Source organism: Arthrobacter sp. MDT2-3 (genome assembly GCF_059090465.1).
The window spans coordinates 220,591-234,132 of record NZ_JBNHFS010000005.1 but is presented as its reverse complement, the minus strand read 5'-3'; the positions used below and the strand labels follow the sequence as shown (position 1 = coordinate 234,132).

Here is a 13,542-nt window from a genome sequence, read left to right as displayed (position 1 = left end):
CTAGCCGCCGTACCTGGCCAGGGACGCCGCCAGCCATGTGCGGGCCGCGTCGGCCAGTTCCGCCGGGGCCAGGATCCGGGCGGAACCGCCATGCTGGGCCACGAACATCGGAAGCCACGCGGTGTTGCCGAACCGGATATCAGCAACCAGCCCGCCGTCGTCGAGCTCGGCAGTACGTTCCGCGTAATAGTCGTCGGCCAGCCCCCTCCCCTGCCGGGTGAGCTGGACGGTGACAATCGTGTCGTCGTCCCTGGCCGTGAAGAGCTTGGCCGGAACCCCGTCGGCGGGGGTTGTACCGGCCGGCACCGGCCGCCCGTTCGGGTGGAGGTCCTGGACGCGGTCCAGCCTGAAATTCCGCAGCCCTTCCACTGAATGGCAATAGGCCTCGAAGTACCAGATGTTGTCCAGCGAATAGAGGCGGAGCGGGTCGACGTCACGTTCCGAGACGCTGTCCCGTTGCGGGGCCAGGTACGTCAGGCGCAGCTGGGATCCGGACTCGATGGCTTGCCGTACCGTGGCGTGTGTCGCGGCATCTGCCGGTGCCATTTCCGGACCGGCAAGGGAAGCTGCCCGGAGCCCTTCCTCGCCGGCGGCCGCCAGGAGCTTGAGCGTCACCGATTCCAGGGCGCTGCCCTCTGCTACCTCCGGCAACCCGTTGAGCGTCTCCAGCCCGGTCAGGAGGGCGCACGCCTCTTCCACGGTGAAGCGGACGGGTTTGGTCAGGTCCAGGTCCTGCGTGATGTAGACGTGGTCGTCCTCCCACTGGATGTCCAGCAGATCGTCGGGATATCCCTCCGGAAGGCCTGAACAAATGAGGATTTGCAGATCATCCTCCAGTTCCTTCCTGCTGATCCCGAAGCGGTTTGCGACGTCCTCGATGTGCAGGCCTTGGTTGTGGACCAGGAAGGGCACCAGTTGGAGCATCCGCTTGAGCTGGTCCTCCGAGGTGCGCGCGCGGACGGGCCGGGAGGGAGTGCTGGCGAACCTGAATGCGGGGACAGGGGCGGCGCTGAACTCTGCTGCGGCGCGAAGCCGGCGCCGGACGGCGTCCGCAAGTTCGGCGGGAGCTACTGCCAAAGCGTCAGGGCCGTAGGAAGCTAGTTCTTCGGCAAGAACCTCCGGGTCCCGGTACTCCAGGCTGATCCGCTCGTAGCCCGTTTCGGGTGGTTCTGCGGCGCCGCTGCCCTGTGCACCTTCCAGCGCAACGTCCTGTGCGACAGCACGGCGGCGCAGTGCCAATAGCCGCCCTTTTCGGACGTCCACGACGGCGGTGCGCAGCGGCAGTTGCGGCAGGCGGTCCAGTTCCTGCCGGATGTTGAAGTCGTGCGGCGGCGTGAATTGCTCGCGCTCGAGGATGGTCACCGCGCTGGTGAAGCGGGACAGGCGGAAATGGCGGGGTGCCTTCCGGACCCTGTCGTAGCCCGCAAGGTACCAGTGCCCGAAGCGGCTTCCGAGCCCCCAGGGCTCAACCGACCGTTGTTCCTCGGTTCCGGTACTGCCGGCAAGGTAGGTGAACGTGACGGGGTGCTTGGCGTGCATCGCGGCAACAAGGTCGTCGAAGGCCTGGCCGGCGGGCTTGATCCTGGGCTGGACCCCTGCCGGCAGTTGGACGTCGGCCATCGCTCCGGAGGCCTGGAGCTTCCGCAACGCGCTCTGTGCGGCTGTGCCCAGTGCTGCGCGCTCCCACAACTGGGAGGCCAGGAGAAGTACCGTCCACTCCTCCGGCCCGAGCTGAACGTCCGGCAGGCGGTTGGATTCTTTGCCGATCCGGTAGCGGGTGGTGGCGGGATCATCCTCGCTCCAGCCCAGGTCCGTCAGCGTTTCGACGTCGAAGCCGAAATTGCGAAGATCGCTTTTGTCCCGTTCGAACATGCGGCCGAAGGATGCCTCGTTGCCGGGGGTGTCGCGGTAGATCGTTGCGCGCAGTTCGTTCCGGCGCAGGCCGTACCTCGTGTTCAGCAGGGCGATCAGCAGGTTCAGGAGGCGTTCAGTACGGGATGCGGACACCCTCGCTACGTTACTAAACTCCGCGGCGTAACGCAGGAAGCGCGGCAGCAACGGGATGTGATGGTCCTGTTGCTGCCGCGCTCCACACGGATTTCTGCTGGGGTCAGCGAACGCCCACGAGGTCAACCACGAAGATCAGGGCTTCGTTGGGGGCGATGGCGCCGCCGGCGCCACGGGAACCGTAGGCAAGCTCGGAGGGGATTTCGAGGCGGCGGCGGCCGCCAACCTTCATGCCGAGGAGGCCCTGGTCCCAGCCCTGGATGACCTGTCCGACTCCCACCCGGAAGTCCAGCGGTGCGCCGCGGCCCCAGGAGGCGTCGAATTCCTCACCCGTGGACCAGGCAACTCCGACGTAATGGGTGGAAACGGTGTCTCCGGCTTTTGCTTCGCGGCCGTCCCCCTCGATGAGGTCGGTGATGACGAGTTCCGTGGGAACGTCGCCCTCGGGGAAGTCGATTTCGGGCTTTTGGCGGTCAAATTCCCGCTGTCCAAAAGACATGCTTGCTCCTTGGTGTCCTGTAGTTGGTGTGCTGATTGGATGCCGCGGCGGGGGCCGGGCCTGTTGCCATTGTTGCTACTTGGCTCCGAGGATGTCCACTACGAAGACAAGATCGCCCTTGGCTTCGCCCTGACCGGCGTCGCCGTAGGCCAGGTCCTTGGGGATCACCAGCAGGACGCGTGAGCCTACAGTCTTGCCGGCCAGTCCCTGGGTCCAGCCCTTGATGACGCCGGTAAGGGGGAAGGATGCAGGCTCGCCACGGTCGAAGCTCGAGTCGAATTTCGTTCCCCCCACCAGGTTGACGCCCACGTAGTTCACTGTAAGGGTGTCGGTCTCCTTGACAGCGGGGCCGTTGCCCTTGATGAGGTCCTGGGAGACCAGTGCGGTAGGAGCGGCAACCCCTTCGACGGAGATCTCCGGAACGCCGTCTTTCTCAGTGACGGTGGGCAGGCCGGCCGGCGGGGTAACTGTCTCACCTTCGGGTTTCTCAAGCACCGGGGTGACGTCGGAGGCTGAAAGGACCTTGATCACCAGCAGCTGGGTAGGCTGGGCTTCGCCGCCGGCAGCAGCGGCCTGACCGGGAACGGCGAGTGCAAGGCTGGAACCGACCTTAACGCCTACAAACGCGTTGTAGATGACCTCGCTGCCGGTCTTCAATTCCTCGTTGAGTTCCAACGGCTCGGGCTCGCTGGCGAACGTGTCCTCGAGAGTGGATCCATCCGTACCGTTGAGGGCGAGGATGGAGATGTTGGCGATTTGGTTCGCCTTCACTGTGTCGCCGTCGCCCTCGGTGACCACCTTGATGGTGGGCTCTGCCACTTCCAGCGGCTTGGTGAACTCCACTCCCGGAGCTTTTTTGTCCCCGTTGTCGGTCAGTTTGAGGGAGTCGAACTTTGCAGTCTCGCCAGCTGACTTGCTGGTGGGTTCCGGCTCCGCGGTTGAACCACCGCAGGCGGTCAACAGCAGCAGGGCGGGAAGAAGGATTGCTAGTAGTCGGCGCACGTAAGAGAACTTTCGTCGGGGCAAGATGGAGGCAGTGGTCCGCATCTCAGCGGGCGGCACCGCGGCAGGCCCTTTAAAGGGACCCTATCCAGAATAGCCCCTGAAGCTGGGTGTCAGCCCATAGAATCGAGAAGGGCATCCACGCGGTCATCGACGCTGCGGAACGGATCCTTGCACAGGATGGTCTGGTGTGCCCGGTCGTTCAGTTTCAGGTGCACCCAGTCCACGGTGTAGTCCCGGCCCAACTCCTGCGCCCGCCGGACAAAGTCACCGCGAAGCTTTGCGCGCGTGGTTTGCGGCGGCGCGTCAACGGCGTCCTTGATAACGGTGTCGTCCACAATCCGCCGGACGGCCCCGCGGCCCTGAAGCAGGTAGTAGAGGCCGCGGCTGCGGGAGATGTCATGGTAGGTCAGATCAAGCTGGGCTATCCGTGGGGCGTCCAGCCCGAGCCCGTGGCGTTCCCTGTAGTTGTCCATCAGCTTCTTTTTGATGGCCCAGTCAATCTCGGTGTCGATGCCCCGGGTGTCGCCGCTTTCGATAGCCTTCAGCGTACGTTCCCAGAGGTCGAGGATCACCGGGACATGGGAGTTGTGGGCACCGTGCTCTTTGACGAAGGCAGTTACTTTTGTGAGGTACTCCTGCTGGATTTCCAAAGCGGTAAGCTGGCGCCCGTTGGCGAGGCGGACCAGTGCCCGTCCGCTGAGGTCATGGGAGATTTCGCGGATGCTGCGGATAGGGTTTTCCATCCGCATGTCCCGCATAATGACCCCTGCCTCGATCATTCTCAGGACCAGGTCAACGGTGCCCACCTTCATCAGGGCCGTGGCTTCGGACATGTTCGAATCGCCGACGATGACGTGCAGCCGGCGGTAGAACTCGGCGTCCGCGTGCGGCTCGTCGCGGGTGTTGATGATGGGGCGGGACCGGGTGGTGGCCGAGGAGACCCCTTCCCAGATATGGTCCGCGCGCTGGGAGAAGGCGAAGGTTGCCCCGTGCGGGGTCTTCAGGATTTTTCCGGCGCCGGCGATGAGCTGCCGGGTGACCAGGAAGGGAATCAGGATCTCGGCCAGCCGGGAGAATTCACCGCGGCGGGGAATCAGGTAATTCTCATGGCTGCCATAGGAGTTTCCGGCCGAGTCCGTGTTGTTCTTGAACAAATAGACCGTGCCATTGAAGCCCTCAGCCCCGAGGCGGGCCTGCGCTTCGTCTACGAGGTCGTCGAGAATCAGCTCCCCTGCCCGGTCGTGGGCGATCAGCTGCGCGAGGTCGTCACACTCAGCCGTTGCGTATTCGGGATGGGAGCCGACGTCGAGGTACAGCCTCGAGCCGTTGGTGAGGAAGACGTTGGATGAACGGCCCCAGCTGACCACCTTGCGGAAGAGGTACCGGGCCACCTCCTCGGGGGCAAGAGGCCTCGAGTCGGGGCTGGAATACGAAATCCCGAATTCCGTTTCGATACCGAAGATTCTCTTGTCCATCTGTCCTCCTAGGCCAGCAATGCAGTAATATCCGCGTCGTCGAGCCTGCGGAAGGCGCGCCGCGAACCCCGCGAGCTCTCCGATGACCTGTCCAGCACGGCAACTTCCACGGCCGTTACAGGCAATGCCTTGGGCTGTTCGCCAGTCTCGGTGCCCGGAACCAGTGCTGCCATGGCAAGCCGCAGGGCGTCTGCAAAGCTCATTTCGCTCCGCCAGCCCTGATCGATGGCTGAGGACACCTTGTCTGCCTGGCCGCCCATCACAACAAACTGGTGTTCGTCTGCAATGGAGCCGTCAAAAGTCAGGCGGTAGAGGTGGTCTTCGGCCTGCGTGGGACCTACCTCCGCCACTGCGAGTTCAACCTCAAATGGCTTCTGCTCGGCGGTAAATACTGCGCCGAGGCTTTGTGCATAGACGCTGGCGAGGCCGCGGGCGGTAACGTCCTCGCGGTCGTAGGAGTAGCCGCGGACGTCTGCGTACCTGACGCCGGCCTGCCGGAGGCTTTCGAATTCGTTGTACTTCCCGACGGCCGCGAATGCGATCTTGTCGTAAATCTCGCCGATCTTATGCAGGGACGGGGAGGGGTTCTCGGCGACCAGGGCAATGCCGTCTGCGCAGCTGATGACCGTAACTGACCTGCCGCGGGCTATTCCCTTCCGTGCGAAATCCGCACGGTCCTTCATTAGCTGCTCTGGCGATACGTAAAACTGCTGGGTCATCTCAGGCCTCCCGTCCGGCGTTGGTGCGGGCCTCGATGATGTTTCCAGCGGCCGCCGCGAGCACGTCCTCGGCTACCCGCCGTGCGCCGACCTTGTCCACGGTATAAATGACAGGCCAAAGTTGGCGGACGGTATCCGGTCCGCCCGTGGCGGAATCGTCGTCGGCGGCGTCGTAGAGGGCTTCGACGGCGACGGACACCGCTTCGGCCTCGCTCAGGTTTGGACGCCACAGCTTTTTCAGGGCGCCCCGGGCAAAGACAGAGCCTGAACCGACCGTATGGTGCTCGTGTTCCTCGTACCGGCCACCCGTGACGTCATACGAGAACAGCCTTCCCACGCCGGCGCTGGTGTCGAAGCCGGCGAAGAGCGGCACCACGGCGAGTCCCTGCATGGCGAGGGGCAGGTTGCCCCGGATCATCGCTCCCAGCCTGTTGGCTTTGCCTTCCAGGCTGAGGAGGGTGCCCTCTATCTTCTCGTAGTGTTCCAGTTCCACCTGGAACAGTCGGGTGAGGTCAATCGCTATGCCGGCAGTGCCGGCGATGCCGAGGACGGAATAACGGTCGGCAGGGAAGACTTTTTCAATGTGCCTGCTGGCTATCACGTTGCCCATGGTGGCCCGCCGGTCCCCGGCCATCAGAACACCGCCGGCGTAGCTCATGGCCACAATCGTGGTGGCATGCGGAACCTGCAGCGGTGGGGTCCCGGGCACGACGGCCCGATGTCCCCTGTTGTACGGCAGGAGTTCGGGCCGGTCCCGCTGCAGATGTTCCGTAAAGGACGAGGTGGCGTTGGCGGCTACCTGGTTGGCGGTTGATTCCTGCACTCATGCACTCCTTGAACGTAGTTCTTCAACGTCGGTACAGATTCCGGCCGTCCGCGGCATCCGCCACCCACCGGTCCGGGTTACTGGCCGCCTTTTTGGACGAAGGCCCGCACGAACTCCTCGGCATTGGATTCGAGCACTCCGTCGATCTCGTCGAGGAGGTCATCCACGCCTTCGGTTGATGCTGATGCCTGCGCTTCGGGCGGCGCGGGCGGGGCCTCGGGAATGTCCTCGTCGACCTGGGTATCGCGCGATTGCGGCTGCTGCTGCTCCTGGCCTGCCATCTTTACCTCTCCCTTTCCTGCCGTCGGATCCGGCGGATCCTCCGATATGCCAATCCTGCCACGATGCAGGCCTTCCGGCGCGGTTTATGCCGCAGGCGGAGTTCTGTTGTGTCCCAGGAGTTCCGCGAGGAAGGGGCCTGCTTCACGGTAGCGTTCGAATAACGCTCCGGTCAGTGCTTTGGTTCCCCGAAGGGGCTCCCGGGTGGGCACGCGCTGAAGCCTGCCGTAGCCCGGGACGTCGAAGATGACCGAGTCCCAGCTGGCCCCCACCACGTCCTTGCCGAAGCTGCTGATGCACTTGCCGCGGAAGAACGCACGGGTGTCCGGCGGCGGCTCGCCCACGGCAGCCGCTATGGCGCCGTCGTCGACAATCCTGTCCACGCGGTTCCTGGCGAGGAAGCGGTAGTAAAGGCCTTTTTCCGGCCTGATGTCGGCCCATTGAAGGTCAACCAGCCCAAGCCGGGCGTCGTTCCACTCCAGGCCGTCACGTTCGCGGTAGCCCTCAAGGAGCGAGAGCTTTGCGACCCACTCAACGGACCGGGCAGCCGCTGCCCGGTCATTGTCCAGTTGGGTGAGGACGGTGGCCCACCGGTCCAGCACGTCGTGGGTGTGTCCATCGCCGTCCACGGCGTCACCGACCCCGGTGTCCTGTGCCAGCTTTGCAGCGGCTTCGTGATACATCCACTGGAGGTCGAGGGCTGTGACACGCCTGCCGTCCAGCAGACGAAGCGTCGCGGTAAGGGAGGTGTCGTGGCTGACCGTCTGCAGTCCGGCCACGGGTTCGTACACCTCGATCTTTGGTGCGAGCCCGGCTTCGATAAGGCTGAGGACCATGGCCGTGGTTCCGAACTTCAGGTAGTTGGAGACCTGGCTGAGGTTGGCATCACCGATGATCACGTGCAGGCGGCGGTATTTGTCCGCGGTGGAGTGGGGTTCGTCCCGGGTGTTGATGATGGGACGCCGGATGGTGGTTTCAAGGCCCACCTCGGCTTCGAAGAAATCAGCCCGCTGGCTGATCTGGTAGCCGGGGGTGGAAGCGTCCTGTCCGATCCCCACCCGGCCGGACCCGCAGAGGATCTGGCGGCTGACGAAGAAGGGCGTCAACCCGCGGACGATATCCCCGAACGGAACGGAGCGGGGCATGAGGTAGTTCTCGTGTGACCCGTAGGACACAGATTTGTTGTCAGTGTTGTTCTTGTAGAGGTTTACCGGTGGCAGGTCGGGATCAGCGGACAGCCGCCGCACCGAGGCCAGCGCCACGACGTCACCGGCAGCGTCCCACTTGACCGCATCACGGGGGTTCGTCACCTCAGGGCTTGAATACTCGGGATGGGCGTGGTCCACGTACAACCTGGCTCCGTTGCCGAGGACCATGTTCATCAGGAGGGTGCCGGACTCATCCTGCCCGTCGAGTTCGAGTTCCTCCCGGCCGTAGGCCAGCGCAACGGCCTCCGCGTCCAGTACCGGCGGCTGGTCGGTCAACTGGCTGGGGTGGGCGGATCCCCTGTCCACCGTCCAGCCCCGTGCGTCATGGAGGGGTTCCTCGTCGGTGTAGTCCCACCGCGTTTCTGCCCCGCCTGCGGCACGCTGGCGGGTCACCTGGGCATATGCCTGGACCACCCTCGCGCTCATCATGGTGGCGTTCGCCGACGGGGCGGACGGGGCATGGATGCCGTATTCGGTTTCTGCTCCCATGACCCGCAAGGCCCCGCCTACGGGGAGGGCTCCCCCGGGGGCAGGTTCCTGCGCAGCCGTCATAGATACTGCCCTGTGGTCGGCATTGTTTCGATCGACTTTCCAGGCTCCTGGCCGGCTTTGCCCTGAACGATGGTGCGGATGTAAGTGATCCGTTCACCCTTCTTGCCGGAGATCCGGGCCCAGTCGTCCGGATTGGTGGTGTTGGGCATGTCCTCGTGTTCGCGGAACTCGTCCACCACGGCCCGCAGCAGGTGCTCGATCCGCAGCCCCTTCTGGTGTGTGGTCAACAGGTCCTTGATGGCGTACTTTTTGGCCCGGTCCACCACGTTCTGCACCACGGCGCCGGAGTTGAAGTCCTTGAAGTACAGCATCTCGGTGTCACCGTTCGCGTACGTGACTTCCAGGAACTCGTTCGACTTGTCCGTGGAGTACATGGCTTCCACCGTGCGCTGGACCATGGCGTCCACCGTGGCCTGGACGTCACCGTCGTGCTCAGCGAGGTCGGATTCGTGGAACGGCAGGTCCGGAGTGATGTACTTGTTGAAGATGTCCGCAGCAGCCTCGGCATCCGGGCGGTGGATTTTGACCTTGACATCCAGCCGGCCGGGCCGAAGGATTGCCGGGTCGATCATGTCCTCACGGTTGGACGCGCCGATCACGATGACGTTGTCCAGCCGCTCCACACCATCGATCTCGCTGAGCAGCTGGGGAACGATGGTGGTTTCGACGTCGGAGGAAATCCCTGTGCCGCGGGTGCGGAACAGCGAGTCCATCTCGTCGAAAAATACCACTACGGGGCTGCCGTCTGACGCCTTTTCCCGGGCGCGGGAGAAGATGAGCCGGATGTGGCGCTCCGTTTCGCCTACGTACTTGTCCAGGAGTTCGGGGCCCTTGATGTTCAGGAAGTAGCTTTTCAGGTCCACGTTCCCGGAGCGCTCCGCGGCACGGGCAGCAAGTGAATTGGCCACGGCCTTGGCGATGAGGGTCTTACCGCAGCCGGGAGGGCCGTACAGCAGGATGCCCTTGGGCGCCTTCAGGCCGTGTTCCCGGTAAAGGTCCGGATGCAGGAAGGGCAGTTCGACGGCGTCGCGGATCTGTTCGATCTGCGGTCCCAGTCCACCGATGTCCTCGTACGTAATGTCGGGGACCTCTTCGAGGACCAGGTTCTCCACCTCGGACCGCGGCACTTTCTCCAGTGCGTAGCCGGTCCTCGAGTCGATGGAGAGGGCATCGCCCACCCGGAGCTTTTCGGCGAGCAGCGCACCGGAAAGCCGGACCACCCGCTCCTCGTCGGCCCGTCCCACCACGAGAACGCGGTCCGAGCCGAGCATCTCCTTTAGGGTGGCCAGTTCCCCCGCCCGCTCGTAACCGAGCCCGGCGACGACCAGGAGCGCCTCGTTGAGGAGGACTTCCTGGCCCACGGCCAGCTGGTTGATGTTCACTAGGGGGCTGATGCCCACCCGCATTTTCCGGCCGGCGTTGAAGATGTCCACTGATTCTTCAGTGGCCGCCTGCCCGCTGCTGCCCGGTGAGGGCTGCCTCCGGGGGTTCAGCTGGAGAATGGTGCCGAAGCTGTAGGGAGGTTGTCCTTCCTGGTCCAACGCGTTCTTCAGCCGGAGAATCTCGGCCTTCGCGGCCTCAAGCATCGTGACCAGCTTGGTATTGTTCTGCGTTGCCGCAGCCAACTGGCGGTCGATGTGCCTGAGCTTGTCCCTAAGGATGTTGACCTGGCGGTCGGCAACCGAGAGGTCGTTGGCGGCAGACTGCTCTGCCGGTGTACGTCCGGAGTCCTGGTTTGGCGTCTCCATGATGTATCAGCCCCTTCCTGCGCTTCTATTAAGACCTTAGTCCCAAGATGGCAGGTAGGGTGGGAGACTCCCGAAATATGGACTAGTTCGTGATGTCCGGCGTGTCCTTGACGTTCGTGCCCGCAATGGCATCGCGGGCGGCGCGCCGAAGCTTTTTGTCGGAGACCAGCCGCTCCCCCACCGCGCCCGGCGTCCAGGCGTTGACGTCCTCCTCGTTAAAGTCTGTCTTTGAGGGGCGCCGTTTGACGGAGATGCCAGTGACGCCGTCGGCCAGCCGGCGGGTGACCAGCAGGAAGCCGGTGTGGGCCACCATCCGGTGGTCGGGGCGGACGGCGAGGCCCTCGAGGTGCCAGCCACGGACCATCGACTCCCAGGCGTCCGGCTCAGTGAACCGGCCGTCGGCGCGAATGGCCTCCGCTGTCCTGGAGAGCTGGGTGACGGTTGCCACGTAGTTGATCCACACGCCGCCCGGCGCCAGGACCGTGGCCACGGCATCGAGGCACTCCCAGGGCGCGAGCATGTCCAGGACCACGCGGTCCACGGAGCCCGGGGCCTCGCTGCGCACCACTTCCTCCTGGAAGTCGCCAAGGGAGATCTGCCAGGCAGGGTGCGGGCCGCCGAAAATCGTCTCAACGTTTCCACGGGCGATGTCCGCGAATTCTTCACGCCGTTCAAAGGAGTGCAGGTAGCCGTTGTCTCCGACAGCGCGGAGCAGCGAGATGGAGAGGGCGCCGGATCCAACGCCTGCTTCCACCACCCGGGCACCGGGGAAGATGTCGGCCATGGTAACGATCTGCCCGGCGTCCTTGGGGTACACCACGGCAGCTCCCCGGGGCATGGAGAGGACGAAATCAGAGAGCAGCGGGCGCAGGGTCTGGTACTGCTGGCCCACGTTGTTGACCACTACTGAGCCGTCAACCTTGCCGATGATGTCATCGTGGTTCAGGAAACCGCGGTGGGTATGGAAAGCACCGCCACTTTCGAGGGTGATCGTGTTCATGCGCCCCCGCTCGTCGGTCAACTGGACGCGTTCGCCTTCCCGGAAGGGACCGCGGCGACGGGCAGCTCCCACCGGCTGCGAGCCGCTGGCGGCGACACCGGACTCGGCTGCTGCTGTGGCTTCGTTGACGGCAGTTTCGCTGCTCATGATTTTCCTCGCTCCTGTAAAACTGTGGTGCCCCCGCGCCGATGTCCTTAAGGACATTGTGGCTTCTGCGGCGGCAATGCACGACCGGCAGGTAACTCTACCGGTTCCTGCCCTGCGGGTGCCTACCGGGTTGCTGGCGCCTGCCCGTGATCGCGGACAGCACCGCGTCCTGGGAGAGCAGCCCGGTCACCCTGCCGTTGTGGTCCACTACGGCGTAGTCCCGTCCTTCGAGTTGGGAGAGGAAGTGCAGGAGTTCCTGTCCCTTCGACCATTCCGGTACGTACGCGCCCGCGGCAAGGGCATAGGACACAGCAGTGATGGGAGTTGCCCCGGCGGCAGCGGCCGGAACCGAAGCCAGCGCAGCAGGATCAACGACGGCCTCGGGCCGTCCGCCATGGCCGTACACCACCACTGACGTTCTGTCCGGTGCGCCAAGCCGGAGTGCGTCCTGCACCGACGCCGTGGCAGGCAGGCCGACGGCTGGCGTCGACAACCCTGCCGCGCTGACCAGATGCAGCCGTCCGCGCAGCGTTCCCTGCTGGATGGCGGCCGAGGCTCCCATCCACAGGAAGCCGCCCACCAGCACGGTAATCATGAGCAGGCTGAACTCCGGTGAGTCACCGGCAAGCAGTGGCCGGAGGATGAACCAGTAGACGAGCGCAACCACGATGATGCGGCCGCCCCAACCTGCTGCCACCGTTCCCTTGGCTTGGCTGCCGGTGGCCTTCCAGACGGCGGATTCCACCAGCCGGCCTCCGTCAAGCGGGAGCCCCGGCAGGACGTTGAAGACGGCAATGAGGAAGTTTGCCCACATAAAGATGTTAGTGAGGATCTCGGCGACACTGCCCAGGGTGGCACCGGTCAGAAGCAGCCAGGCGCCTGCGGCCAGGACAAAGTTGGCGGCGGGGCCGGCAAGGGCCACCAGCACGGACCGTCCCGGGGTGGCAGTGAAGCTCTCGAACTGCGTATGCCCGCCCCAGAGGTTGAGCACGATCTTCTGGGTTGGCCACCCATAGATCTTGGCCGTCAGGGCATGGGCCAGTTCGTGGACCAGGACGGAGACGAGCAGCAGGACAGCGTAGGCGAAAGCAATGATGTAAGCGCTTGCACCAAGGGCAGGGTTGTTCCGGCCAAGTACGGGCCCGTAGACAATCACGGTGAAGGCGGCGATGAGGAACCACGAATAAGCGAGGACAACGGGAACACCGGCAATCCTGCCCAATGGGATTCCCTCCCGGCGGACCGGGGCCGCGGTCTCAGTCATGGGAAGTCTCCAGCAGGCCGGCCGGTGTTGCAGCGGACGGCGCTGCTGAGCGGGCCACCACCAGGTCCTCAAGATCAGCCAGGGACCGTCCCGCCAGGGACTCCCATAACGTGTAGCGCCCGTCTTCAGGCAGTGGGACGATGTGGGGAATGGCGACGGTGGCCACTCCGGACGCCACTGCCGCTGCCACGCCCGGTTCCGAATCTTCAAGCGCCACGCAGTGGTGGATCGCCAGACCGGCGTCGTCTTCCTGGAGCAGTTCCACTGCTTTCAGGTACGCCTCCGGGTGCGGCTTTCCTTGCGCCACGGTATCCCCGGTGACTACCACTTCGAAGTAGGGGCGGGGAAGGCTTGACACCACTTCCCGGGCCAGCGGCCCCTCGGACATGGTCACCAGTGCGCATCGCACACCGGCAAGGTGGAGGTCTTCCAGGAGCTCCCGCGCACCCGGGCGCCACGGCACCCGACGCCTAACGCTGGAGACCACTTCTGCGGTGAGGGTGTCAATGATGTCGCGGACCCCAAGATCGACGCCCGCCTGCTGGAGGAGGCCGGCGGAGAACGTCAAAGACTGTCCTACGAGCTGCATGGCCTGTTCATGGGACCAACTTCCGCCGTGGGCTTCCACCAGTGCATGTTCAGCCGCTATCCAGTAGGGCTCCGTATCCACGATGGTGCCGTCCATGTCCCAGAGGACGGCTTTGAGCGGGGAACTTGTGGGTGGCGGTCGCATGCCCCCAGTCTACGGGGACTGTCTGGACGGGGGCTGTGGCTACGCCCTCGGCGAATACGGCCGGGTTTGCTGCCTCTTCG

At 64.4% G+C, this 13,542-nt stretch carries 12 protein-coding genes; all 12 read right to left on the bottom strand.

Going from position 1 to position 13,542, the window contains the following annotated elements; all coding sequences use genetic code 11:
• The gene (locus AC5RUQ_RS16140; protein WP_493948343.1) at positions 1-2,007 is read right to left on the bottom strand and encodes a helix-turn-helix transcriptional regulator; all 2,007 of its coding nucleotides are present in this window, start codon (positions 2,005-2,007) and stop codon (positions 1-3) included.
• Between the two features lie 103 nt (positions 2,008-2,110).
• On the bottom strand, positions 2,111-2,506 hold the full coding sequence (locus AC5RUQ_RS16135) for an FKBP-type peptidyl-prolyl cis-trans isomerase (protein ID WP_066275847.1): 396 nt from the start codon (positions 2,504-2,506) through the stop codon (positions 2,111-2,113).
• A 75-nt stretch (positions 2,507-2,581) separates the two neighbouring features.
• Complete coding sequence (locus AC5RUQ_RS16130; protein ID WP_493948342.1) at positions 2,582-3,508, bottom strand: FKBP-type peptidyl-prolyl cis-trans isomerase; 927 nt, start codon at positions 3,506-3,508, stop codon at positions 2,582-2,584.
• 113 nt (positions 3,509-3,621) lie between these two features.
• Positions 3,622-4,986 (bottom strand): Pup--protein ligase, encoded by a 1,365-nt coding sequence (pafA, locus tag AC5RUQ_RS16125; RefSeq protein WP_256247842.1) that lies wholly within the window; start codon positions 4,984-4,986, stop codon positions 3,622-3,624.
• A gap of 8 nt (positions 4,987-4,994) precedes the next feature.
• Positions 4,995-5,705 carry a proteasome subunit alpha gene (prcA, locus tag AC5RUQ_RS16120; protein WP_493948341.1) on the bottom strand — a complete coding sequence of 237 codons (711 nt, stop codon included), beginning with the start codon at positions 5,703-5,705 and terminating at the stop codon, positions 4,995-4,997.
• A gap of 1 nt (position 5,706) precedes the next feature.
• Positions 5,707-6,528 carry a proteasome subunit beta gene (gene prcB / locus AC5RUQ_RS16115; protein ID WP_493948340.1) on the bottom strand — a complete coding sequence of 274 codons (822 nt, stop codon included), beginning with the start codon at positions 6,526-6,528 and terminating at the stop codon, positions 5,707-5,709.
• 80 nt (positions 6,529-6,608) lie between these two features.
• On the bottom strand, positions 6,609-6,812 hold the full coding sequence (locus AC5RUQ_RS16110; RefSeq protein ID WP_141941378.1) for a ubiquitin-like protein Pup: 204 nt from the start codon (positions 6,810-6,812) through the stop codon (positions 6,609-6,611).
• Positions 6,813-6,896: 84 nt separating this feature from the next.
• Entirely contained in the window at positions 6,897-8,570 is a 1,674-nt protein-coding gene (gene dop / locus AC5RUQ_RS16105; RefSeq protein ID WP_493948339.1) for a depupylase/deamidase Dop, read from the bottom strand.
• Entirely contained in the window at positions 8,567-10,318 is a 1,752-nt protein-coding gene (arc, locus tag AC5RUQ_RS16100) for a proteasome ATPase (RefSeq protein ID WP_163163736.1), read from the bottom strand. The genes dop and arc overlap by 4 nt, the downstream gene beginning before the upstream one ends.
• Before the next feature lie 82 nt (positions 10,319-10,400).
• Positions 10,401-11,465 (bottom strand): tRNA (adenine-N1)-methyltransferase, encoded by a 1,065-nt coding sequence (locus tag AC5RUQ_RS16095; protein ID WP_493948338.1) that lies wholly within the window; start codon positions 11,463-11,465, stop codon positions 10,401-10,403.
• Between the two features lie 97 nt (positions 11,466-11,562).
• The gene (locus AC5RUQ_RS16090) at positions 11,563-12,729 is read right to left on the bottom strand and encodes a site-2 protease family protein (RefSeq protein WP_493948337.1); all 1,167 of its coding nucleotides are present in this window, start codon (positions 12,727-12,729) and stop codon (positions 11,563-11,565) included.
• The gene (locus AC5RUQ_RS16085) at positions 12,722-13,462 is read right to left on the bottom strand and encodes an HAD family hydrolase (RefSeq protein ID WP_493948336.1); all 741 of its coding nucleotides are present in this window, start codon (positions 13,460-13,462) and stop codon (positions 12,722-12,724) included. The genes AC5RUQ_RS16090 and AC5RUQ_RS16085 overlap by 8 nt, the downstream gene beginning before the upstream one ends.
• Between the last annotated feature and the right edge of the window lie 80 nt (positions 13,463-13,542).

What these genes read in the sequence shown, in the direction of transcription:
- AC5RUQ_RS16135 (WP_066275847.1), bottom strand. Translation starts at nt 2,506, where the DNA reads ATGTCTTTTGGACAGCGGGAATTTGACCGCCAAAAGCCCGAAATCGAC.
- pafA (WP_256247842.1), bottom strand. Translation starts at nt 4,986, where the DNA reads ATGGACAAGAGAATCTTCGGTATCGAAACGGAATTCGGGATTTCGTAT.
- prcA (WP_493948341.1), bottom strand. Translation starts at nt 5,705, where the DNA reads ATGACCCAGCAGTTTTACGTATCGCCAGAGCAGCTAATGAAGGACCGT.
- AC5RUQ_RS16110 (WP_141941378.1), bottom strand. Translation starts at nt 6,812, where the DNA reads ATGGCAGGCCAGGAGCAGCAGCAGCCGCAATCGCGCGATACCCAGGTC.
- dop (WP_493948339.1), bottom strand. Translation starts at nt 8,570, where the DNA reads ATGACGGCTGCGCAGGAACCTGCCCCCGGGGGAGCCCTCCCCGTAGGC.
- arc (WP_163163736.1), bottom strand. Translation starts at nt 10,318, where the DNA reads ATGGAGACGCCAAACCAGGACTCCGGACGTACACCGGCAGAGCAGTCT.
- AC5RUQ_RS16095 (WP_493948338.1), bottom strand. Translation starts at nt 11,465, where the DNA reads ATGAGCAGCGAAACTGCCGTCAACGAAGCCACAGCAGCAGCCGAGTCC.
- AC5RUQ_RS16090 (WP_493948337.1), bottom strand. Translation starts at nt 12,729, where the DNA reads ATGACTGAGACCGCGGCCCCGGTCCGCCGGGAGGGAATCCCATTGGGC.
- AC5RUQ_RS16085 (WP_493948336.1), bottom strand. Translation starts at nt 13,462, where the DNA reads ATGCGACCGCCACCCACAAGTTCCCCGCTCAAAGCCGTCCTCTGGGAC.